This window comes from Neobacillus vireti (genome assembly GCF_036962465.1).
GTDB lineage: Bacteria > Bacillota > Bacilli > Bacillales > Cytobacillaceae > Neobacillus > Neobacillus vireti_B.
On sequence record NZ_JBALNF010000021.1, the window covers coordinates 112868 to 136706 of the forward strand.

Annotated in this window: 26 protein-coding genes; 20 read left to right on the forward strand and 6 right to left on the reverse strand. The window is 39.7% G+C overall.

The features are described from left to right. Positions 1-77 precede the first annotated feature (77 nt). Positions 78-269, forward strand: a complete 192-nt coding sequence (locus V7077_RS09190; protein ID WP_335500640.1) for a hypothetical protein — start codon at positions 78-80, stop codon at positions 267-269. A 59-nt stretch (positions 270-328) separates the two neighbouring features. Here the strand turns inward: V7077_RS09190 and V7077_RS09195 are convergent, their stop codons facing one another. Then, positions 329-1432 (reverse strand): 5-methyltetrahydropteroyltriglutamate--homocysteine S-methyltransferase, encoded by a 1104-nt coding sequence (locus tag V7077_RS09195; protein ID WP_335500642.1) that lies wholly within the window; start codon positions 1430-1432, stop codon positions 329-331. 232 nt (positions 1433-1664) lie between these two features. Between V7077_RS09195 and V7077_RS09200 the strand changes: the two genes are divergently transcribed. Further along, on the forward strand, positions 1665-2627 hold the full coding sequence (locus tag V7077_RS09200; RefSeq protein ID WP_335500644.1) for a bile acid:sodium symporter family protein: 963 nt from the start codon (positions 1665-1667) through the stop codon (positions 2625-2627). Between the two features lie 148 nt (positions 2628-2775). Here the strand turns inward: V7077_RS09200 and V7077_RS09205 are convergent, their stop codons facing one another. After that, entirely contained in the window at positions 2776-3102 is a 327-nt protein-coding gene (locus V7077_RS09205; RefSeq protein WP_335500646.1) for a hypothetical protein, read from the reverse strand. Between the two features lie 191 nt (positions 3103-3293). Between V7077_RS09205 and V7077_RS09210 the strand changes: the two genes are divergently transcribed. After that, positions 3294-3725, forward strand: a complete 432-nt coding sequence (locus V7077_RS09210; RefSeq protein ID WP_335500648.1) for a CBS domain-containing protein — start codon at positions 3294-3296, stop codon at positions 3723-3725. Positions 3726-3933: 208 nt separating this feature from the next. Then, positions 3934-4698, forward strand: a complete 765-nt coding sequence (locus V7077_RS09215; protein ID WP_335500650.1) for a sulfite exporter TauE/SafE family protein — start codon at positions 3934-3936, stop codon at positions 4696-4698. 225 nt (positions 4699-4923) lie between these two features. Here V7077_RS09215 and V7077_RS09220 read toward each other — a convergent pair whose 3' ends face one another. Together V7077_RS09220 and V7077_RS09225 are read right to left on the reverse strand one after the other, a co-directional pair. After that, entirely contained in the window at positions 4924-6087 is a 1164-nt protein-coding gene (locus V7077_RS09220; RefSeq protein ID WP_335500651.1) for a hypothetical protein, read from the reverse strand. A gap of 15 nt (positions 6088-6102) precedes the next feature. Beyond that, entirely contained in the window at positions 6103-7008 is a 906-nt protein-coding gene (locus tag V7077_RS09225; protein ID WP_335500653.1) for a hypothetical protein, read from the reverse strand. A 332-nt stretch (positions 7009-7340) separates the two neighbouring features. Between V7077_RS09225 and V7077_RS09230 the strand changes: the two genes are divergently transcribed. From V7077_RS09230 to rpiB, 14 genes are all read left to right on the forward strand, one after another. Continuing rightward, positions 7341-7736 (forward strand): hypothetical protein, encoded by a 396-nt coding sequence (locus tag V7077_RS09230; protein WP_335500655.1) that lies wholly within the window; start codon positions 7341-7343, stop codon positions 7734-7736. 1 nt (position 7737) lies between these two features. Next, a complete protein-coding gene (locus tag V7077_RS09235; protein WP_335500657.1) occupies positions 7738-8415 on the forward strand; it encodes a PspA/IM30 family protein in 678 nt (225 codons plus the stop codon). 72 nt (positions 8416-8487) lie between these two features. Beyond that, the gene (locus tag V7077_RS09240) at positions 8488-9243 is read left to right on the forward strand and encodes a M50 family metallopeptidase (protein ID WP_335500658.1); all 756 of its coding nucleotides are present in this window, start codon (positions 8488-8490) and stop codon (positions 9241-9243) included. Between the two features lie 212 nt (positions 9244-9455). Beyond that, positions 9456-10145, forward strand: a complete 690-nt coding sequence (locus V7077_RS09245) for a FadR/GntR family transcriptional regulator (protein ID WP_420489626.1) — start codon at positions 9456-9458, stop codon at positions 10143-10145. Positions 10146-10403: 258 nt separating this feature from the next. Then, the gene (locus V7077_RS09250; RefSeq protein ID WP_335500661.1) at positions 10404-11429 is read left to right on the forward strand and encodes a zinc-dependent alcohol dehydrogenase; all 1026 of its coding nucleotides are present in this window, start codon (positions 10404-10406) and stop codon (positions 11427-11429) included. A 134-nt stretch (positions 11430-11563) separates the two neighbouring features. Further along, entirely contained in the window at positions 11564-12895 is a 1332-nt protein-coding gene (locus tag V7077_RS09255) for an MFS transporter (protein ID WP_335500662.1), read from the forward strand. Positions 12896-13076: 181 nt separating this feature from the next. Continuing rightward, positions 13077-13967 carry a transketolase gene (locus tag V7077_RS09260; RefSeq protein ID WP_335500697.1) on the forward strand — a complete coding sequence of 297 codons (891 nt, stop codon included), beginning with the start codon at positions 13077-13079 and terminating at the stop codon, positions 13965-13967. Then, positions 13967-14920 carry a transketolase family protein gene (locus V7077_RS09265; protein ID WP_335500664.1) on the forward strand — a complete coding sequence of 318 codons (954 nt, stop codon included), beginning with the start codon at positions 13967-13969 and terminating at the stop codon, positions 14918-14920. Before V7077_RS09260 ends, V7077_RS09265 begins: the two co-directional genes overlap by 1 nt. Positions 14921-14944: 24 nt before the next feature. Next, positions 14945-15703, forward strand: coding sequence for an SDR family NAD(P)-dependent oxidoreductase (locus V7077_RS09270; protein ID WP_335500666.1), 759 nt, complete (start codon positions 14945-14947; stop codon positions 15701-15703). Positions 15704-15776: 73 nt separating this feature from the next. Then, positions 15777-16487, forward strand: a complete 711-nt coding sequence (locus V7077_RS09275; protein WP_335500668.1) for a FadR/GntR family transcriptional regulator — start codon at positions 15777-15779, stop codon at positions 16485-16487. Between the two features lie 364 nt (positions 16488-16851). Further along, positions 16852-18183, forward strand: coding sequence for an MFS transporter (locus tag V7077_RS09280; RefSeq protein ID WP_335500669.1), 1332 nt, complete (start codon positions 16852-16854; stop codon positions 18181-18183). A 67-nt stretch (positions 18184-18250) separates the two neighbouring features. Then, entirely contained in the window at positions 18251-19207 is a 957-nt protein-coding gene (gene pfkA / locus V7077_RS09285) for a 6-phosphofructokinase (protein WP_335500671.1), read from the forward strand. Positions 19208-19277: 70 nt separating this feature from the next. Beyond that, a complete protein-coding gene (locus V7077_RS09290; RefSeq protein WP_335500673.1) occupies positions 19278-19421 on the forward strand; it encodes a GapA-binding peptide SR1P in 144 nt (47 codons plus the stop codon). Between the two features lie 29 nt (positions 19422-19450). After that, the gene (gene rpiB, locus V7077_RS09295) at positions 19451-19918 is read left to right on the forward strand and encodes a ribose 5-phosphate isomerase B (RefSeq protein ID WP_335500676.1); all 468 of its coding nucleotides are present in this window, start codon (positions 19451-19453) and stop codon (positions 19916-19918) included. A gap of 153 nt (positions 19919-20071) precedes the next feature. Here the strand turns inward: rpiB and V7077_RS09300 are convergent, their stop codons facing one another. Beyond that, positions 20072-21313, reverse strand: coding sequence for an MFS transporter (locus V7077_RS09300; RefSeq protein ID WP_335500679.1), 1242 nt, complete (start codon positions 21311-21313; stop codon positions 20072-20074). Between the two features lie 30 nt (positions 21314-21343). Continuing rightward, a complete protein-coding gene (locus V7077_RS09305) occupies positions 21344-22291 on the reverse strand; it encodes an L-lactate dehydrogenase (protein WP_335500681.1) in 948 nt (315 codons plus the stop codon). A gap of 286 nt (positions 22292-22577) precedes the next feature. Between V7077_RS09305 and V7077_RS09310 the strand changes: the two genes are divergently transcribed. Next, complete coding sequence (locus tag V7077_RS09310; RefSeq protein WP_335500683.1) at positions 22578-23024, forward strand: hypothetical protein; 447 nt, start codon at positions 22578-22580, stop codon at positions 23022-23024. A gap of 1 nt (position 23025) precedes the next feature. Beyond that, positions 23026-23685 (forward strand): PspA/IM30 family protein, encoded by a 660-nt coding sequence (locus V7077_RS09315; protein ID WP_335500685.1) that lies wholly within the window; start codon positions 23026-23028, stop codon positions 23683-23685. Positions 23686-23839: the final 154 nt, after the last annotated feature.

Genomic DNA, 23839 nt, shown 5'->3' on the forward strand with positions numbered 1-23839 from the left:
CGCTCCCAACCCATGATGCATGGAAAAATGCTATACTTGTCGGATATATCTAGGTTTAGAAGGGAGTTACAGCGATCATGAAGTTTATCAAATCTCAAATGAAGCAGCTGCTCAAAGACAATAAGGAATTGCAAACACGATTAAAAGAGTTGATGGAAGAACACAAGCTTGAGAAAAACTTTGCCCTTAAGGCTTTGTACCATGCAGAGGTGGCGGAAGGCGGAAAGTATCAACTAGCATACCAAGCGCTTGACATGCCAAAAGGGTGAGCATGGGGACGGTTCTTTTGCTTCCGAAAAGGAAGCAAGAGAACCGTCCCTATGCTTATTTATTTCCAGACATCATTGGCAATCGAGATAACATGTCGAACTTTATCCCATTGCTGTTCCTCGGTAAGTAAGTTTCCTTCTTCGGTAGAGGAGAATCCGCATTGCGGGCTTAGGCATAGTTGGTCTAAATCCACATACTTTGCTGCTTCGGCAATTCGTGCTTTAATTAGTTCTGGGTCCTCCAAATCACCGAACTTTGAAGTAATCAATCCTAGAACAATTTGTAAATCTTTACGATTCACGTGTTGAAGCGGAGCAAAGCCGCCAGAGCGCTCGTCGTCAAATTCTAAGAATAAGCCATCCACCTTTAATTCGCCAAAGATATATTCAGATGCGTTGTCATAACCGCCGCTTGCTGTATAAGTAGACTTAAAGTTTCCACGGCAGATATGCATTGTGATCACCATATCTTCCGGCTTGCCCTCAATCGATTCATTGATAGCCCGAGTGAAAATCTTAATTAAGTCTTCTGGAGTATAGCCTTTATCAGCAATTTGTTGTTGGCCTTTTTCAGAGAAGAAGACTGCCCATGACGTATCATCTAGCTGTAGATAACGGCAGCCCGCCTCATAAAATGCCTGAATTGCTTTTTGGTAAGCCTTAATTAAATCATCGAAGAATGCCTCTTTGTCAGCATAAGCCGCTTCCTCAATAATTCCTCTGAAAAACAGCATATTTGGACTAGGAATCGTAAATTTTGCTGTATGGTCGCCCGCAATACTATGCAGGAACTTATAGTCCTCGATAAATGGATGCTGGCCAAAGTCAAGTTTACCCGTTACTTTTACACCGTGGGCTCTTGTTTGGACTCCATTAAATTGAATTCCCGTGTCTGTTTCAAAAAACTCAACGCCTTCAAGTCCCGCTAGGAAGTCAAAGTGCCACCAGGCCCGTCGTAATTCGCCATCGGTTACGGCCTTAAGCCCTACTTCTTTTTGTTTTTCTACTAATTTAATGATTTCTTCATCTTCAATCGCACGAAGCTGTTCCGCGCTGATTTCACCGTTTTCTTTTTGAAGACGGGCTTGTTTCAATCGTTCTGGACGTAAAAAGCTTCCGACATGATCGGCTTTAAAGGGTGCTCTCGTAAGTGTTTTTGGCATTTTGTCTACTCCTTAAAAAAATTATAATTTTAATTATATAGAAAATTTTCAAAAAATGCACAGATGAACGATTTACTAAAATCATCCTTCAAAGCTGTAAGCCTTTGCATTTTGTTCGGCTTTTTCAAAAAAGAATTATTGTATAGAAAATATTGATTTTTTTAAATATTTATTCTACTATATTAAAAGATTATTTATTTAGATAAACGAAAGAAATATAGGGGGTACATTTATGGGAGTCATCGAGAAAATCAGCGGCTTTGCTGGAAAAACCTTTACGTTATGGGTGCTGATCTTTGCCGCCATTGCGTTTAATTTTCCAACTCACTTTGTCTGGCTTGGAGGCTATATTGTTCCACTGTTAGGGATTGTGATGTTTGGAATGGGGCTAACGCTGGAGTTATCAGATTTTAAAGAAGTATTTAAGAGACCAAAAGAAGTGGCGCTTGGGGTCGTTGGTCACTTTGTGATCATGCCGCTGCTAGCGTTTTTATTGGCAGTCGGCCTTCATTTACCAAAGGAAGTCGCGGTAGGGGTTATTTTAGTAGGCTGCTGCCCGAGTGGAACAGCTTCGAATGTGATGGTGTTTTTAGCAAGAGGAAACGTGGCGCTGGCTGTCGGGATTGCCTCTGTTTCTACGATTCTTGCACCCATTGTCACACCCTTGTTAATTCTCCTGTTTGCAAGCAAATGGGTTGATGTTAGTGTGGCATCCTTGTTCCTTCAAATTATACAAGTGGTCATCGTTCCATTGGCAGTCGGCTTTATTATTAAAAAGTTATTTGGCAAACAGGCGAGAGCTGGTGCGAAAGCTTTGCCGCTTGTTTCTGTTATTGCGATTGTGTTGATTGTATCGGCTGTTGTAGCAGGCAGCGCGGCTAAAATTGCCGAAACTGGGCTGCTTATTTTTGGCGTTGTTATCCTTCATAATCTATTAGGATTCTTGATTGGCTTTTTCTTTGCCCGTTTATGCGGGATGGATTTGGCAAAACAAAAAGCGGTGGCAATGGAGGTTGGTATGCAGAATTCCGGCTTGGGTGTTGCAATCGCAACGGCTCATTTCTCACCATTAGCAGCGGTCCCAAGTGCGATTTTCAGCGTGTGGCATAATTTATCTGGTTCCGTTTTGGCTAATATTTTCAGCCGTATGAAAGAGAAAAATCAAAATGAGGAAACGATTAAACACGTAGGCTGATTTTGAAGCTTCGTTGATTGACGGAGAGCAGCACTGCAATCAGCAAATCATTTAAAGGACCAATTCGCATAGCGATTTGGTCTTTTTTATTGATAAATGCTGATTTGATAGGGTTTATATTTTAAGAATTAGCAGCAGTTATAGCTATTCAATGTGAGTATCTATAAATACTTCCCACAACCATTTCTCCATCGTGGTAATAGGATACATATTTCTTTCCTTTATCGGTAAACCCCCATAAAGTGCCTTTCATCTCGCCATCCACTACACCTATCGTTTTCCAAAAAGGAATAAAATTTGGTTCGTGAATCCCTAATCTTTCTGGGTCAGGAACTAATACTAATTTGGCATTTTTAGAAATCAATGTGTTATTGGGGCCAGGTTGGAAATGTGGTACAAAAAATAAATATTTGGACCACCACGACAGTAATAAAATGAGTGAAATTGAAATTCCAATAAGTAATTTTTTCTTCATATGTCCCCCTACTAGTAAGTGATACCATTTACTCTTCCTTCAAAATTTTAACACATAATTCCATTTGCCTATGAAGGAAATTTAACCATAAAAAGCCCATCTCCTTCATCATAAAAGGTTCCAATCATCATGTTTAACAATAAAATCTGGCGGGTATGAATCAAATAAGAAGTAATAAAGGAGGCATTAAAATGAATGTTGCTGATGTAATGACGACCGATGTTGATTGCTGTACTCCTGAAAGTACTTGTAAAGAAGTTGCGATGAAAATGAAGGAATTGGATGTAGGTGCGATTCCCATTTGTGAAAATGAGAAGTTAGTGGGCATCGTTACCGACCGAGATATAGTGATAAAAGGATTAGCAAATGAACTTTCGGAGGCATCACCCGTTTCTGAATTACTAACAAATCCTATTGTGGTGAAAGGCACCAAAGACATGTCAGTTGAGGAAGCTGCCAAAATTATGTCTCATGAACAAATTCGCCGCCTTCCAATTGTGGAAAATGAGAAATTGGTTGGAATGGTTTCTCTTGGTGATTTGGCGGTAAATAATCAGTCCAGTGATGAGGCTGGAGAAGCTCTTAAAGAAATATCAGTTCCTGCTGAGCCAAAAAATAATTAAATAGGGAGTAAAATGGCTGCTTTTGATTGGCCACGTTACTCTAAGAGATCCGGTCCAGAATGGGGCCGGATTTTTTTCATCCAATAAAATTCGACGTCTAAGGAATTCTCAGAATTTATAGGAAGTTTGTTATTTACAAGACTACTATAATTATATATAATCCTATATAAATACTTGGAATTAAATGAAGATAGGGCGTGCGATAGAGATGAGTATTGGGATTGCATTGATGGGTCTATTGGTTGGCTTTTTGGTAGGGATGACGGGGGTGGGTGGAGCCGCACTCCTAACACCGGTGTTAATTTTAATAGGGGTTAATCCATCAATTGCCGTTGGAACAGACCTTGTTTATAATTCAATCACAAAACTATTCGGTGTTGTTCAACATTGGCGGCAAAAAACAGTGAATGTTCAAATGGTTAAGTATCTTGCAATGGGAAGTATACCGAGTGCGGTCATCGCTATCGCGGCCCTTCATTTCTTTGAAGCCGCCTACCATAACCAAGAACAGATCATCCGTCACGCTCTGGGATATGTATTGGTATTTGTCTCGATTGCGATCATTATCAAAACTTTCATGGAGAAGCGGTTACGGCCTAATCGTTGGCAGACCAAGCCTTTGAGCGAAAAAAAAGGCTTAACGATTTTAATAGGCTGCGTGTTTGGCTTTATTGTCGGACTCACTTCATTAGGTTCTGGTTCTTTATTCGCTGTCGCGATGATTTATCTTTATAAAATGAAGACATCCGAGATGGTTGGTACCGATATTACTCATGCGTTCCTACTGGTAACGGTCGCAGGGATGCTTCATATTGGATATGGAAATGTTAATTATATGCTTGTGGGGAATCTATTAATCGGTTCTATTCCAGGAGTCCTAATCGGAAGTACGATTTCCGCAAAGGTTCCGACCAGGCCGCTGCGGGCGGTCGTGGCGGTACTGATTTTTGTGAGTGGATTAAAGCTGCTCTAAGAAAGTTATCCTGAGAAGTCAGCTTATTCTATTAAATATTTTTTTTCGAAAAATTACCCTGAAAATGATAGTAGTTTGTATATAAAATGAAGAAAACTCGCCGCAATGAACGGCACCTCCATTGTTAGTTTTATGGCTAACAATTTTGGTGCACTTCATATTGGCGAGTTTTCTTATGTAAAAATCTATTAAACTCTAAACTTATCTACTCTACCTAATCGTTCATTACGGAAGTTTCCATGCTACATCATAGTCATTCATTCCACCAGCGTACTGCCAAATTTCGGCCTTTTCGTTGGTTCCAGGAAAATTGAGCCAATCAGGATTGCTCGTTGTCAAATCGGAAGGGATGTCACTAGGGTAATAAGCAACCCAATAAGCGCCAGGTGTGCTTGGTGAAAAGTTCCCCATCGTTAGTTCCCAGTTCCACGGAGACGAATAGGTACCAGGTTTTACACCTTCACCATATTGATTTAAATAATTAACAAATGCGGTATAAATCGTTTGATTATTTGCATAGTCATAGTCATTCATACCGGTTAAAGCCGATTCGACATCAATAAAGATAACAGGTCTCACTTTCGAACCATATACACTCTTCATAGTTTCGTAGCTTGCTAGTGCTAATTTTGCCTGCTGCACACCCCAATCACTTGCAGAAGTCCCAGTTGGCGCCATTTGTATACCGGATAAAAACCAATAACCGTAAATATAGCTAGCATTCTCTGCTCTTGCACTACTAAAATAAATTCCACTGCCCGTGCTTGGATCAAATTGTACCGTGCTGCCATAACCTAACTTTCCTAGATAAAAATCTTCCCCATTCGTATTTGGTAAGGAAGCCGAATCTGATCCAAATACATATTCCGCTATCGTATCAGGTTCAGTTATTGCTGCCGATGACTCATTGGCAAAGATTGCCGAATTTTGATTAGCATGCATTCGTGCCGTTTCACTCGCATGTACACTAGCCTGCGAGTTTACCCTTTTGCCTTCTTCTTTAGGTTGACTCTCAGTTTTTACTTCTGCTTTAGGCTGAACAGGAACTACCGGCTTTGAAGAAACCACAGGGGCTGCTGTTTCGCTGGCATGTACACTAGCCTGCGAGTTTACCGTTCCGCCTTCTTCAGCAGGTTGACTCTCGATTTTCACTTCTGCTGCAGGCTGAACAGCAACCTCTGGCTTTGAAGGTTCTACAGGAGATGCTTTCTTTTCGCTGGCATGGATATTTTGGGAACTGTTTGCTTGAGCAGCTTTAACAGGCTCCACTTTTGCTTTATCAAGTCCAGCCGCAAGCGTAAAATGACCTCCCGACATGAGTCCGAAAGATAATACGGTTGTTACTAGCATAGATTTTACAAGTTTCTTTGTGTTGAGGTAATTTTTCATTCCAATTTGCTCCTTTTAATTATCGTTATAAGTGGTAAACGTTAAGAAAAAAGGAGCTGCCTTTGGCGGTGGTGAAGGTGGAGCATTGCTCCATTGATGACAGAACTTAGCCTGGCGCGAAGTATAGATAGGGCCAAGGTTCAACCCAAAATATTCATCCCAGTCAAACAAATTTGCAGGAAAGATGGTCGTGCCTACCCCTGGGTTGAACTGTTCATTCGATTGCCCTCCCGAGGATTGCGCTCGCTGCGGAGGGATATTCATGATTTCAATGTCCCCAAGATTCTTCCGATGGTTAGATGGAGTCTTGTTTTCTGCATCACTTACCGGTTTCTGCACCAAGGTTAGAGTAGTATCCGTCTTTAATGATACTGATGGTTCAGTATTCTCTGTGATAGTGGCAGACTTCGCTTCTAAACTTGGCGGCTGGCCGCTTGTTTCCGCCTCAGAATTTGTTTGATTTGAGGGAAGTGACTTAGGGACCTCCGGAGTTTTGTTCGTAACAGCAGTTGTCTTTACTCGTCCTGTTTGTCCTGTATCTTTCATCTTTGCCACCGGTTCTGCAGGTTCAGAAGCCTTTACCTTCTTTTCTATAGAAGGAACTACCTTTTCCATACTCTTATTCGGCTTATTTGGTGACTGTGGAGCAGATTTTATTGGCATGGCTTTCTGGTTGCTGGGATTCGTCACTTGCTTTTGGACTACTCCACCCTGACTTTTATTTACGTTTTTAGGTGCAACGGGAGCTGCTTTTACCGTAACCCGTAGATTTTTGATTTTCTCTACAACAGGAGTATGTATTGCTGGGTTTTGAGGTTCCGGTTGACCGGCGGCTCCGTTTTTCTCTGCAAATACATTATTTGGCAGGAAAGCGGCCGCCCCTAAAAATACCCCCATTAAAATGAAATGCCGGATGTGCATTATTTCACCTCCTTTCAAAAAAGAAGAGGATCGTAACCTCCATGGACAGCATTCGACATTGTTCTTAGATTTTTGTCGGTTGTGCATCCTTTTAACGAAGAAAGGGTTCTTTTAACCTAAGCTGAATCCTTAAGGAATGAGTAAAATTTCCTTGAACAAGGGGGGCATTTGTTAGCAAAACTATTTTTTGGTTTCTTATCAATATTGATAGAGAAGATACCTATTTTTAAAGAATTCCTTATCTTTTTAAAATAAATTTCTCTTTTCACCAAGTTTTCACCATTCCCGTCTAAAATTCATTACATCAGGTAACGAAAGGAGGCAAAAATGAGATGAATACAAAAGTGAAAAAAGGAATCTTCTGGGGAGTCATCGTTGCTTCAACTGTCATGGTGATCAACGTACTCCATTTTCTTCTAGGAGGAAGCAGTGCTTTTGCTAGAGGTCCAGGAGGCCATGGAGAAATGGGAGGCCGCGGCGGATTTGCGGGCCACCAGATGATGAATGGTCCGCACCACGGCGGTGGATTCCCTTGGCTTTTCCTTATTATTGGATTGGCTGTCCTTGTTTTACTAGTAAGATGGCTTAGAAAGAAGTCGAAATCATCATCGATGCAACAGTTTATTGATACCTCACTTGCAGGTTCGCATATACCAGTCACAAACCAAAATGCTGCTATTTTGGATCAATGGGAAAAAACTATTTTAACTAAAAAGGAGAATGAATAAAATGGGTATTTTTAAAAGATTAAAAACAATTACAATGGCGGAAATTAACGGATTACTAGATGGGATTGAAGATCCGATTGCCATGTTAAATGAGTATTCGAGAGAAATGGAACAGGAAATTGTCAAAGGTCAGAATGCCTTAGCTCGACAAATTTTTGTAGAGAAAAAGCAGGCAGCACTTATTGCTGAAACAAAATCAGTAGTGGACAAGCGGACCCGTCAGGCGAAGCTAGCACTTGAACAAGGGGACGAGGCAATCGCGAAGTTGGCCGTGCAAGAAAAGATTAATAAAGAAAACCAGCTGCAGCTATATGTGGAGCAATTAGAGTCGATTAAGGGACAAACGCAAATTCTTGTTGAAAAATTGGACCAGCTCAAGGAAACGTATAACCAAATGCTGCAAAAGAAAATTTTGTTAGCATCCCGCGCCAATGTCGCTCAGTCAATGAAGCAAATTCAGAAAGTGACCGTTTCCTTCAATACCGATGATATTGCAAGAGGCGTAGCGCGTGCAGAAGAAAAGATTTTAATGATGGAAGCAGAAGTACAGGCAGGCAATCAATTTGCCACTTCGTTAGCTACATTTGATGCCGCATTTGATCATTATGTGAGCGAGGAAGAGCTAAATAAGGAACTTGAAAAGTTAAAGAGCGAAAAGGAAAAAGTGGCCGCATTATAAGTCAGGATGAGAAGCACCACCTTACAGGCTGGTGCTTCTCTTTCTATCGACGAAAAGAGAGGAGGATTTACATTGGATACGACTACGCTGATTCTGATCTACTTGGCTGCCGCATTGGTGGGGAGCATGCTCCCTTTTATCAGGGTTTATTTAGCCCATTTTCATAACTTGGTCAATCTTACCATAAGCGTTTGCTTGGAAGGCGGTAAAATCCGTCTATTTCGGGATGGTTCAGGCCAGACGACGGGGAGTGATCTTTCACTGTTTAAAAAAGCACTCATTTCGTATGCAGGCTACACGGGCGCATCGCTGGTTGCGATTGGTTTGTTTTATTTGGTAACAAGAGGAAACTATCATTTAGTTATTTATCTGTATTTAGGACTTAGTGTCGTTGCTTTACTGTTGTGGGTCCGCAACGCATTTGGCGTGGTTTGGGGACTGTCCGTTATGGCTCTATTGGCCCTGCCTGTTTATTTCAGCTACGTATCGGTTTTACCTGTATATGTTAACGTCGAAATGCTTCTCGTTCATCTTAGTATATTCCTAGCATCGGTGTTATTTATGCAGTCAATGATTAGTGCATTTAAGGTGTGCAGGCAATCATTTATGTCGCGAAGCAATCCGAAGAGGAAGGCGGCATTGGTTCAAACGAAATTTGTTCCAGCTGTAATTTTAGGACTTATCCTGTTTGCCCAGACCGTGTTTGCTGGCTACTTCTTCACACTTAACTTTATCAGTCTGCCATTTCATTTTGACCTGGGATTGACAACAAACCTTCTTTTAGTAAAGGAGCAGATCTGGTACGCACTTAGTGCGGGTTTCAGTTAGTAAGCGAGGGGACGGTTCTTATGCTTCCGAAGCATAAGGACCGTCCCCTTTATTTGGTTTAAGAAAATGTTATATGGAGTATAGGTAAATCATTTGGTTAAACCTTTAAAACTTTAAGTTTATTGCTCTTTTGCATAAATATCATTATAATTAAACATGTCTAATTACTTACTTAGAATACAACGTACAAATAGTAAAAAGAGGTGATTATTATGAATTTTAATCCAGTATCCAGCAAGAAATTATATATGCAAATTTATAATCAAATTCTTTCAGAAATCCAATCGGGTTCATTTAAAATAGGTGATAAACTGCCAGCTGAAAGAGAACTATGTGAAATGTTCGGTGTAAGTCGTGCTCCTATTCGACAGGCCCTGAGCGCCTTAGAATTAAATGGAATTATTTATTCCCGTCAAGGGGAAGGCGTTTATGTGAAGAGCAATCAACTTGCAACTGATCAATCCTTCTTTAAATCCATCACCCCTGAAGATATCGTTGAGGCAAGAATGAACATCGAGCCACTTATTGTTAAATTTGCAGCCCAAAGAGCATCAGATGAAGACATAGAGGAGCTTCGCTCAACCATAAAACAGATGGAAGAGGAAACAAGGGCTGGCGTATACGTACCAGAAACAGATGAGAGATTACATGGTGCTATTGCCAAGGCCTCTCATAATGATTTATTTATCAACATCATGGCTGCTATTATCAATGCGATGAAACAACAGGAAATGTGGAAATTTATTCGAGATCGGACAGTAACTCGACCAGACTACAGGGACGTTAATTTCAGAGAACATCAATTACTTATTAAAGCGATTGAGGATCGTAACGAAAAAGAAGCAGTGGAAATAATGACGAACCATATGCAAAATTTATATGATCGGTATTGGAAGGATTAAATGAATTAATCCTTCAAAACTGTATAGTATCAATATTCTAAATTCCCCATGAAAATAGTGATGGGGAATTTTTTAATTCTCTATTAATCTAATCCCTTCTCATTCACCAATCCTTTTTTTCTAAATTATTAGATTATTTTCATAACTTATTGACAAACAAAATCAGGAAAAGTATATTAAATACATAACATCTTAGTAGACAAGTGAACAAGAGGACAAGTAAACAAGAATTTAAAAACTTTTAAAAAGGAGGAGAATATGAGAGCAGCAGTCATCGATAAACCATTTTCGATTCGTTTACAAAAGGTTAGTTCACCGGTAATAAAACATGCTAATGAAGTCAAAATTCGAGTGGTCGTAACTGGAATATGCGGCTCAGAAATTCATGCTTACCACGGGACACATCCTTTTCGAATCCCACCAGTCATATCAGGACATGAGCTTGCAGGGGTGGTTGTAGAAACAGGGTCAGAAGTCAAGGGGGTCTCAGTGGGGGACCGCGTTACAGTGGAGCCTCAATATGGATGTGGTGTTTGCAGACCTTGCAAAGCTGGAAACTATCATATTTGTAAAGAAAAAAGAGTGTTAGGTACACAAGAATGGATCGGTTCTTTCGGGGAATATATCGTTGTTCCGGAAAACACAATTGTAAAGTTACCAGATAAAATATCTTTTGAACAGGGAGCTATAATCGAACCCCTTGCAGTAGGCGTTCATGCTGTTAGAAAGGCTGGAATCGGTCACAACGATAAAGTGGCTATTCTCGGAGCAGGCCCAATAGGCTTGGGTTTAATGATCGCTGCAAAAAACGCAGGTGCAACCACGATCTTCATAACAGATGCATTGGATTATAATTTAGATATTGCCAAAAGACTAGGTGCCACTTCTCTCATTAATACAACTAATGAGGATGCAGTTGAAAGAATATTAGAAGAGACAGATGGTGAAGGAGTAGACACAGTATTTATTGCGGTTGGAATTCAATCTGTCCTGAATGATTCTTTCAAGATTGTCAAAAGGGGCGGAAAAGTATCTGATGTCGCTCTTTTTGGGAAAAGACCGGAAATTGACATTTCCTACATACAAAATAAAGAGATCGAATTAATTGGCTCCAACATGTATGTGAGAGAGGATTTTGAGATTGCGCTTGAGGCAATAGAAGCTAATTTATTTGATAGCTCTTTGTTTATAACAAAGATTGTGCCGATTGAAGATATCAAGAGTGCTATTAATATAGTAGATCAAAAATTGGAAAACACCATAAAAGTTTTATTGAAATTTTAAATATAAAATACTTTTGTAGCTTTAATGCTATGTGTTCTTCCATCTTTTATTAGTAGAAAGAAAGAATGAAAAGTTTTTAAAAAGTTTTATGTAAGGGGTTACAAAATTTCTAAGAGAGTATAGGGGGAATTATTTTGGATCATTTTCTATTAGAGCGTTCAACTACTAAAAAGGTTACGTTAAGATTAATTCCGTTTTTATTTTTATGTTTTACAATTTCGATACTAGATCGAGTAAATATTGGATTTGCAGCACTACAAATGAACCAAGATTTAGGCTTTTCTAATGCGGTTTTTGGATTTGGGGCAGGAATCTTTTTCTTTGGTTATTTCCTTTTAGAGGTACCGGGCAGTGCGATTATGACGAAAATTGGGCCAAGAAAATGGATTAGTAGAATCATGGTTACATGGGCCATCATTGCTATTTTAATGGCTTTCGTCAAAACTCCTATGCAATTTTATACAGCGCGATTTCTTTTAGGGGTTGCGGAAGCTAGTTTTTATCCATGTATGGTATTTTACTTAAGCGGTTTTTATCAGACTAAGCATCATGCAAAGGCTATTGCAGGATTTATGATTGCTATTCCAGGTGCGAATGCATTAGGTTCGCCACTTTCCACTTACTTACTGGGAGTTAACTGGTTAGGACTGGAGGGATGGCAATGGTTATTTATTATGGAAGCGATTCCGGCCGTAATTTTAGGTATCATTTGCTATTTCTATCTTGATGATAAAATTGAAGATGTAAAATGGTTAAATAAAGACGAGAAAAAATGGCTCATTGACATTACAACAAAAGAGAAGCTTCAAAAACAGGAAGTAAAGCACTATACATTCTTGCAGGCTTTAAAGGATCGTGATGTTTTAATCTTATCGGTTGGATATTTTTGCTGGATGATCGGCTACTATGGAATAGTCATGTTTTTACCAACCATTTCAAAAGGTTTAACAGAAGCAACTTCCCTTAGTACCCAATCAATGGGTTGGGTGTTAGGATTCATGTATGTTTGTGCCATGGTTACAATGTATCTAGTTGGTAACCACTCCGACAAAAAGAACGAGCGGCGCTGGCATGTTGCTGCATGTTTAACAACCAGTGCGGTTGCAATGGTTATTAGCAGCTTGGTGGCCAATACGAGTATTGTTTTATCGTTTGTCTTTTTAACCATCGCCCTTTGTGGAGCATTTGGTGCCTACTCTCCATTCTGGTCTATTCCTCCATCTTTCTTAACGGAAGCAGCCGCTGCAGGAGCTATTGCGCTTATTAACAGTATAGGGAATCTTGGTGGATTCTTTGGACCTTATATTGTTGGGTATATTAAAGATTTAACAGGATCATTTAATGCCAGTATGGTTTTCTTAGGTGTAAGTATGATTCTGGGCTCCTTAATTGTTGTTTTCTTAGTAAAACAGTCAGGCAAGATTTTAAAGTCGAATGACAAGAATAAATTAGAAAAAACTAGTTAAAAAGTATATGAATCTCAGCCCTTCGGATCAACTTTTGTTGACCGAAGGTTTTTTTGTTTTAAAAGGTCAGATTTTATAGAATTGCCCATTGGTTAATTTTTTAAAAAATTCGTGTTGACAAAAATGGAAACGGTGTTATACTGAGTTCATAAGTTAACTTAGTAGACAAGTAGACAAGAACATAAGAACACAACAAGGTAATTGTAACAGGTTATCAAAATTAGATGAGGTGACTAGTATGAAAGTTGTTGGCATTGAAGAATTAAAGCAAAAAGCAATCGAAATGAGGAAAACAGCTCTTACGATGATTCACGAAGCACAATCTGGGCATCCAGGAGGCTCCTTATCTGCAGCTGATGTGGTAACCGCACTTTATTTTAAGGAAATGAACATTGATCCAAATAATCCCCAATGGGAAGATCGTGATCGGTTTGTTTTATCAAAAGGGCATGTATGCCCAATTCAATATTCAGCATTAGCTTTAAGAGGATATGTACCGTATGACACCATTTACACGTTAAGACAGTATGGATCTCCATTCCAAGGGCATCCAGATATGAAAAAGTGTCCAGGTATTGATATTTCTACAGGCTCTTTAGGACAGGGACTTTCTTGCGCAGTTGGTATGGCACTAGGAGGCAAACGGGATTCAAAGACTTACCGAGTGTTCGCTATGTTAGGAGATGGCGAGTGTCAAGAAGGCCAAATTTGGGAAGCTGCACAAAGTGCTGTTAAATATCAGTTAGATAATTTAGTTGTTTTTGTTGATGATAATGGATTGCAAATTGATGGTACAACCGAAGAAATTATGCCAAACCAAGATTTAGAAAAGAAATTTGCGGCGTTTGGCTTTGAAACGAAAAGAATCAATGGACACTCGATGGAAGAGATTGTTGAAACACTAGATGATATTCGTGAAGTTAAAAACGGAAAGCCAAAATGTATTGTTCTTAACACAGTAAAAGGTAAGGGAGTTTCTTTTATGGAACATTCATGTGGATGGCATGGTGTTGCTCCGAATGATGTCGAGTTTCTGAATGCAATTGAAGAAGTAGTAGGAGGGTTAAAATAATGAGCTTAATGGAAAAAGATATTTTACTTAAAAAAGCTACCAGAGAAGCATTCGGTGATGAAATTGTCCGTTTAGGGGAAAAAAATAAAAATATTTATGTGGTGGATATTGATATCGGTAAATCATGTAAGACTACCGCATTTGCAAATAAATTTCCAAATCAGCATGTAAATGTTGGTATAGCAGAACAAAATGGCGCTGGATTAGCGGCAGGACTTGCGACAACAGGTAAGATCCCATTTGTAAGCACTTACGCTGTATTTGGTTCATTAAGAATGGCGGAGCAGATCAGACAAGAAATTTGTTATCCGAACCTAAATGTAAAAATTGCTTGTTCTCATGGCGGACTTACTCCAGCGAATGATGGGGCAAGTCATCAAGCTATTGAAGATATGGGTGTACTAAGAACCATTCCAAATATGACGGTTATTATGGGTGCTGACTATCATTCTACTAGAAAATTAGTCGAACAAGCGGCTGAAATGTATGGTCCGGTATACCTTCGTTTTACGAGAGATACAGTACCGATGTTATATGATGAAAATGAAGAATTTACGATTGGAAAAGCAAAGCAGATTAAGGACGGAAAAGATATTGCGATTATTGCAAATGGTGACACTGTCTATCTCGCTTTAGAAGCTGCCAAGCGATTAGAAGAAGAAAAAATATCTGTAAAACTATTAGACATGCATACGATAAAGCCGCTAGATCGGGAAGCTGTCGTAGAATGTTTAAATATTGGAAAAATCATTACTGTTGAGGATCATAATATTTTAAATGGTTTAGGAAGTGCCGTATGTGAAGTAGTGGCCGAGGAAGGCAAGGGGATTGTAAGAAGAATTGGAGTTCAGGATCAGTTTGGGCAATCCGCTCCGTATGAAAAGTTGTTAGAGCTAAATGGGATTACGATTGAAAATATTGTATCTACAGCAAAAGATCTAGTAAAAAACTAAAAAATCATCGAGGAGAGAAGAAACATGTTTGAATTAAACAATAGAGTAGCAATCGTTACAGGCAGTGGTTCAAAAAGGGGAATTGGACGTACAATTGCACTAACCCTTGCAAAACAAGGAGCAGCAGTAGTTGTGGCTGACCTTAATATGGAAGGAATTCAGGATACCGTCAATGCGATTGAGGAAGCAGGCGGAAAGGCGTTAGGAGTAGAACTGAATGTCACCAGTAAAGAGTCGAATGAGGCCATGGTAGAAAAGGTTCTCGAAAGCTTTGGCAGAATTGATATCCTTGTAAATAATGCTGGAATCTCACAAAAGGTAACCGTTGAAGATATGACATATGAGGACATCAACCGAGTATTTAATGTAAACATGTTTGGTCTGTTCTTATGCTCCCAAGCTGTACTAAAACCGATGAAAGAACAAAAGTATGGCAGAATTGTTAGTCTTTCATCCGTTTCTGCTAAACGAGGCGGCGGCGTATTTGGCGGACCGCACTATTCCGCTTCAAAGGCTGCCGTATTAGGATTCTCGAAGAATCTTGCGCGTGAAGTCGCCCTTGATGGAATCACCGTAAACTGTGTAGCACCTGGTCTTGTTAATACAGACATTTGGAAGTCCCTTCCTGAAGAGGAAGCAAAGAAAGTGATCGACGGAATTCCAATGGGAAGACCAGGTGAGACGGAAGAGATTGCGGCAACGATTGCTTTCTTAGTTTCAAAAGAAGCATCCTACATTACAGGAGAAGAAATTGATATTAATGGCGGATCACACATGGATTAATTTTAACCTTACTGTACAGGCATTCCAGTTAGGAATGCCTGTGTAATTTCAGGTGGACACTTTACGGAGAGGAGTGGTTGTTATTAATTTTAATCCAGTGGCCAGTAAGAAATTATATATGCAAATTTATCATCAAATCCTTTCTGAAATCGAATTGGGTTCCTTTAAAAAAGGCGATAAACTTCCTGCCGAAAGAGAGTTGTGCGAACTATTCGGTGTAAGCCGTGTTCCCATTCGACAGGCCTTAAGTGCATTGGAATTAAATGGGTTTGTCTATTCCCGTCAAGGTGAAGGAGTTTATGTGAAAAGTAACCAAATCACACCTGATCATTCTGAATCTGCCATTTTTTTTAAATCAATATCCCCAGAAGATATTGTTGAAGCAAGGATGACTATAGAGCCTCTCATTATAAAATTTGCTGCTCAAAGAGCAACGGATGAACATATTGAGGAACTTCGTTCGACCATCGAAGAGATGAAGAATGAAACCATGGCTGGAGTTTATGTACCAGAAACAGACCACAAATTACATTTTAGTATTGCAAAAGCCTCTCACAATGACTTACTAATTAATATTATGGCCGCTATTAGTAATGCCATGAAACAACAAGAAATGTGGAAATTTATTCGGGATCGAACGGTCACTCGACCGGATTATCGTGACATTAATTTTAAAGAGCATCAATTACTAATAAAAGCGATTGAGGACCACGACGAAAAAGAGGCAGTAGAAGTCATGAATAAACATATGAAAAACTTATATGATCGGTATTGGAAAGATTAGACTATTAAGTTTTACCCCTAAATCGTATTGACAACCCTTACATGCAAAGATATACTTAACACAAAAATAAAGGTAACTTAGTATACAAGTAGACAAAATGAGTAAAAAATCGCCTACAGAATTTTAATAATCGGAGACTATGAGGTTGCCATTTATAGAGAATCATTGAACATCCTATCTATCTGTGTGTGAAAGTATATTTTTAAGTTCTATTGAAAGCGTTTCATGAATGGGTTTGCAATTTGTTTAATAGTCTAAATTTTACCGGAAGAGGTACTTTTCCAAGGAGAATTTAATTCCCTGTAACCTTAATTGGATGAAAGTATGGAATAAGGAAGGGATAACATCATGAGGGGGAATTATTTTGGATCAACATGCACTTGAGCGTTCAGCTACTAAAAAAGTTACGTTACGATTAATTCCATTTTTATTTTTATGTTTTTCAATATCTGTACTTGATAGGGTGAATATTGGATATGCAGCCCTGCAATTAAACAATGATTTAGGTTTTTCGAATGCTATTTTCGGATTTGGAGCCGGAATTTTTTTCCTTGGATATTTTCTTTTAGAGGTACCGGGCAGTGCGATGATGGCAAAAATTGGACCGCGAAAATGGATTAGCAGGATCATGATTACATGGGGCATCCTTGCCTTTTTAGAAACTTTCGTCCAGACTCCCATGCAATTTTACACAGTCCGATTCCTTTTAGGAGTTGCTGAGGCGAGTTTTTATCCATGTATGGTCTCTTATTTAAGCGGTTTTTATCAAACGAAACATCATGGGAAAGCGATTGCAGGATTTATGGTTGCCATACCGAGTACAAATGCCATAGGTGCTCTATTATGTACTTTCCTGCTAAGCGTTAACTGGTTTGGGTTGGCAGGATGGCAATGGTTGTTTATTTCTGAGGCCATTCCATCTGTAATCTTGGGTATTATATGTTATTTCTATCTAGATGATCAAATTAAAGAAGTAAATTGGTTGAACAAAGAAGAGAAAAAATGGTTAATTGACGTTACAACAAAAGAGAAACTTGAAAAGCAGCAAGTAAAACACTACACTTTCCTGCAGGCTTTAAAGGACCGTGACGTTCTTATTTTATCAGCGGGATATTTTTGCTGGATGATTGGCTATTACGGGATTAACATGTTTTTACCAACCATTTCGAAAGGTTTATCTGAAAAAATATCTCTTAGCACTCAAACTATGGGCTGGATTTTATTCCCTATGTATATTATAGCCATGGTGACGATGATACTAGTTGGCAACCATTCAGATAAAAAGAATGAGAGACGCTGGCATGTTGCTGTTTGTTTAACCATAAGTGCCATTGCGATGATTGTTAGCAGTTATATTTCCGATATAAGCATTATCCTATCTTTTGTATTTCTAACCATTTCATTATGCGGAGCATTTGGAGCATACGCACCATTTTGGGCCATTCCACCTTCTTTCTTAACTGGGGCTGCAGCAGGAGGCGCGATTGCCCTTATCAATAGTATCGGAAATCTTGGTGGATTCTTTGGACCTTACATTGTGGGCTATATTAAAGATACAACGGGATCTTTTCATACAAGTATGGTTTTCTTAGGTGTGAGTATGCTCATCAGTTCTTGTATTATAGTTTTCTTGGTAAAACAGTCAGGAAAGGTTCAAAGTAAGAGTGTCGAATATAAATTGAAAAAATCTAGTTAAGAAAATCGGTCATTACAGAATTTAATCAGTCAATAAAATGCTGAATTGCATATGAGGTGTATGGGTCATGAAGAAGCTAGGGGTTCTAACAAGTGGCGGCGATGCCCCGGGAATGAATGCGGCTATAAGGGCAGTAGTAAAAGCAGCAAGTCATTATAATATGGAAGTAATGGGGATACAGGGCGGATTCCAAGGTTTATTGAATGGTAAAATTCATCCATTAACATCCCAAGAAGTAGAAGATATAGCTGAACGCGGAGGAACGATTTTAAAAACGTCCAGATCCATAGAATTTATGGAGGAAACAGGACGTAAGAAGGCTGTTACTATATTGGAAGATCTCGGTATAGACTCCTTGATTGTCATAGGTGGGGAAGGATCTTTTAAAGGGGCCGAAAAGTTACATAAATTAGGTATAAATGTGATTGGAATCCCTGGAACCATTGACAATGATTTAGCTTATACCGATTATTCAATCGGATTTGACACCACTTTAAATACGGTATTGGAGTGTATCAGTAAAATTAAGGATACGGATTATTCTCATGATAAGACAACGATTGTCGAAGTGATGGGAAGATATTGCGGTGATTTAGCTTTATATGCTGCTTTAGCAGGTGGAGGAGAAATCATATCTACTCCAGAACATCCATTAGATTTATATTCGATTTGTTCAAAATTACGTTCGAGAATGAGTAATGGAAGAAATGATAACCTGGTCATCGTTACAGAAAGAATGTATGATTTGCCAGACTTGCAGCACTACATTGAAAAGAAATTAAACATTAGTGTAAGAACCACCTCATTAGGGTTCATCCAAAGAGGGGGGAATGCATCCGCATTTGACCGGGTATTAGCCAGTAAGATGGGCGTTAAGGCAGTGGAACTGTTGATGAATGGAGATTCGGGCCTAGCTGTTGGGATCAAAGAAAATAAAATGATTCATAAAGAACTCGGCTGCGTAAATTCTGAGATAGCGGATAAGCAGGATAAATATAGATTACTAGAAACGCTTTTAGGTTAGAAAAGTATGCGCTTTATTGTTGCTTAAATCAATAAGTTTTTAATAACCAAAAATTTAGGGGGAAGCGAAAATGGGCGAGAAATTAATGGAAAAACAAGGTACGATTATTTGCCAAGTGTGTGAAGAAGTAATTGACGTCGTTGAAAGTACGGAAGGCGTTAAAACGTGGTATGGAATGTGTCAGGATTGTTCCGAGGAGAAAAAAGAAGATTAACGTTAATGGACTGTTGGAGGGAAGGTAAAATGAAAGTAGCGATTGCATCTGATCATGGTGGTATAAATATTCGTAATGAGGTCATCTCATTGCTAGAAGAGATGAAAATTGAATACTTAGATTTAGGGTGTGATTGTGACACTTCTGTTGATTATCCGGATTATGCTATTCCTGTTGCGGAAAAGGTAGCAAGTGGTGAAGTAGAACGAGGTATCTTAATTTGCGGCACGGGGATTGGAATGAGTATTTCGGCAAACAAAGTAAAGGGAATACGCTGTGCACTGGTGCACGATACGTTTAGTGCTAAGGCAACAAGAGAGCATAACAATTCCAATATCTTAGCGATGGGAGAACGTGTCATCGGCCCAGGCCTAGCCCGCGATATCGCGAAAATATGGTTAACAACCCCCTTTGAAGGCGGAAGGCACGCAACTCGGATCAATAAAATAAAGGAATATGAAGCGAGGGGACGGTTCTCTTGCTTCCTCCAAAGTTAAAAACAAACCCCCTTTCGCAAATTCGGCGAAGGGGGTTTTGCTATTTTAACTTCCTTAATTTACTTAAGCATGTATTCTAATTTCGAAGCAGAAGAACCGTCCCTATGCACCCAAAAACTGTGAGCAGAAGAACCGTCCCTATGCTCCCACCAATTATGCTGCTTTCTTTGTAGCTGCTTCCTTCTGCCTTGTTTCTGGGAAGGTAGCGACCAGGAAGATGTACAGGCTGGAGGCAGCGATGAAGAAGATCATGGCTGGTGTGTATCCGGAAGATCCTAAAATGTAGCTCCAAATAATGGTTGCGATCGTTTGGCCCGCGTAGGCAATGGCCCAAAATAATCCGAACATAATCGTCAATCTTTGAGGTGTCATCCCTTTTAATTCATGAGGGAGATTCAAAAAGATTGGGTACTGGATATACATCGCAAATCCGGAAATCGAAATAAGCGTGTAAGATAGGAGCGGAATTTTATTCGCGAACACAATTGCAAGGGCAAACGTTCCTACCATGACTATTCCAGAGAACAGAAGGGTTGGCTTCCGCGGTACCCCTTTATTTCCGATGGTAATCCCGGCAAACGTACCAAGAATACCGAAGCCTGAAATTAACAGGTTTGTCACTGATCCATTTAACAAGGTATATTGGTCAAAAATCGCTTTAAAGCTCACGAGCGATAGGACATACAGCGTTAAAAAGGAAGCAAACGCCAAGCCGTAGCGCCAGAGAAATCCATCCTTGAGCGCATCTTTGTAACCATACTTCTCTGTTTTTTCACCCGTTTCTTTTGTCTCAAAGTTCTCTGCTTTCCAAAGCCAGCCAATAAAGAAAAGAATCGTTAAAGAAGCAAAAAACGTTAACGTTACGCGCCAATTGGCGACCATTTGCTTGGCAAAAACGGTGAATAAGACGGCGACAATAAAGGCACCAGCATTATAGGCAACTGTATTGGCGGCATTTATGCGCAGCTTTGTTTTTGAATTTTTTACATAGTGGGCTACGATTGGGTTCATGTAGACAATCACCATCGAGCCTCCAACGGCCATGACCATCCGAGCGACTGTATAGGCCCAATAATTAGGCAGATAAATCGCCACAAGCCCCATCATTAACAGGCCAATCGCCGTACCTGCTGCTTTTCTGGGTCCTAATTTCATCAGGACAATGGCTGCTAAAATGTTGGCAAATACACGCGCTGTCGTAATCGAATAGTTCACTAATTGAGAAATAAGCGGATCGACCGGTCCACCGAAAAATGTTTCGGTGATTTGCGGTGTCAAGGAAGATCCTGCCACCCAGTTCATCGCAAAGGTTACATAGGCAAGCCATAAAACCGCCATCATAAAATAACCTTTTTTAGTATGATTGATCGTTTTCATATTTTCATCTGCTTTCATTAAGAGATTTCATCTCTGACAAAGGTCTACTTAGATTACAGGTTGCATGGTTTCCTTTAATACAGTAACAGAGTGGTTAAATTGCTGTTTTTCTTTTTCATTTAAGTCGATTTCGATCACTTCACGGATTCCGCCACGGTTAATGACAGCTGGAACGCCGATAAACACATCTTGTTGTCCATATTGGCCATCTAAATAAGAAGATACTGTTAAGATACAGTTTTCATTATTTAAAATTGCTTTGGTAATCCGGACAAGGGACATGCCGATGCCATAATAGGTAGCACCTTTTCGTTCGATGATATGGTAAGCCGCATCACGGACATTAACGAAAATGTTTTCTAAGCATTCTTTGTTCAGTTTTTCAGCTGGGAGTTCTTCAAGTCTTTCCACCCCTACTGAAGCACGGCTCCAAACCGGAAGTTCCGTGTCCCCGTGTTCCCCGATGATATACGCATGAACATTCCGTGTATCCATGTTGAAATGCTGGCCAAGCGCAAAACGGAGACGAGCTGAATCTAAGACGGTACCAGAACCAATCACCCGCTCTTTTGGCAGACCAGACTCTTTCCAAGTCACATAGGTTAAAATGTCGACTGGGTTGGTTGCGACCAAGAAGATACCGTCAAAGCCACTCGCCATGATGTTTTTTACGATTTCTTTAAAGATTTTTGTGTTCTTTTCGACTAATTGTAAGCGAGTTTCACCTGGTTTTTGCGCTAGTCCCGCTGTAATAACCACTAAGTCCGCCGTTTCACAATCTTGGTAAGTACCGCTCCATACGTTGATCGGAGATGGAGCAAATGGGATTCCGTGATTAAGGTCCATCGCTTCGCCTTCTGATTTTGCTTCATTCACATCAATGAGAACTAATTCCTCTGCTACACCTTGATTAATCATAGAGTAAGCATAACTGCATCCGACTGCACCTGTTCCAATTAACACTACTCGATTTACTTTCTTATTTCTGTTTTCCATGATGATTTCTCCTCTTTATATGAAATTTAATAAACTAGATAAGCTATCCTTGATGTCATGACTAAATTAACAACTTGATGGTGTTAGTATATCACTAGTTTGTGAAGTTTTTCACAATAAATGTGACATAAATATGAACCTTTGTATGAAACCCTTTACAAAAAGCTTGAAAGGGTTCTCATGCTTCCGAAGCAAAAGAACCGTCCCCATGCTCCCTCTTTTTCACCAAGTTTTCACCAAACTCTATTATTATTCAATCTATCAAGTAACGAAAGGAGATAAGGATATGAATACAAGAGTAAAAAAGGGTGTTTTTTGGGGAGTGATTGTTGCAGCTGCCGTTTTGGTGTTCAATGTGGTCCACTTTCTATTAGGAGGCGATAGAGGCCGAGAAGGAGGACGGCGTCCTGGTGGAATGACCCCATCAAGCGGAACAGGTCAACAGGGCGGATTACCGCAGCAAGGTGGCATGAGGCAGAGAGGCGGTTTCGATCATCATCACATGATGAATGGTGCCCACCATGAAGGCGGATTTCCTTGGCTTTTCCTAATTATTGGACTAGCCGTTCTCGTTCTATTAGTAAGATGGTTTAGAAAGAAGTCAAAAGCCTCGTCCATGAAGCAGTTTATTGACACTTCACTTGTCGGTTCACACATACCCGTAACAAACCAAAATGCGAGTATTTTAGATCAATGGGAAAAAAATCTATTAACAAAAAAGGAGAATGAATAACATGGGTATTTTTAAACGATTAAAAACAATTACAATGGCGGAATTGAATGGATTACTAGACGGTATCGAAGATCCGATTGCGATGTTAAATGAATATTCTAGGGAGATGGAACAGGAAATTGTCAAAGGCCAGAAAGCCCTAGCTAGACAAATTTTTGTAGAAAAAAAGCAAGCAATCCTCATTTCGCAATTGAAAACTTTAGTAGATAAACGGACTCGTCAAGCCAAGCTAGCAATTGAACATGGCGAAGAAGCAATCGCAAAATTGGCTGTGCAAGAAAAGCTCACCCAAGAAAAGCAGCTGCATTTATATCAGGAGCAACTAGAGGCGCTTAAGGGACAAACCAAAATCCTTGTTGAAAAATTGGACGAGCTGAAGGAAACGTACAATCAATTGCAGCATAAAAAAGTCTTGCTGGCTTCCCGTGCCAATGTTGCACAGTCGATGAAACAAATTCAGAAAGCAACGGTGTCCTTCCATACCGATGATATTGCGAGAGGCGTGGCCCGTGCCGAAGATAGGATTTTAATGATGGAAGCGGAAGTCCAGGCGGGAAATCAATTTACAGCTCCATTAGCCCAGATTGATGCAGCATACGATAGCTATGTGAGCGAGGAAGAGCTAAGTAAGGAACTTGAAAAGTTAAAGAATCAAATATAATCCAGGGGAGAGAAGTACCGGCTTTAAGGCTGGTGCTTTTCTTTGTATTTAGTAAAGTGAAGTAAACATAAGCTATGGGTATTATTAGCGGTAAGGGGTAATGGGCTGCCTAATAGATGGACGAGTCGAGCTGTTAGAGGGGTTCATAACGGTC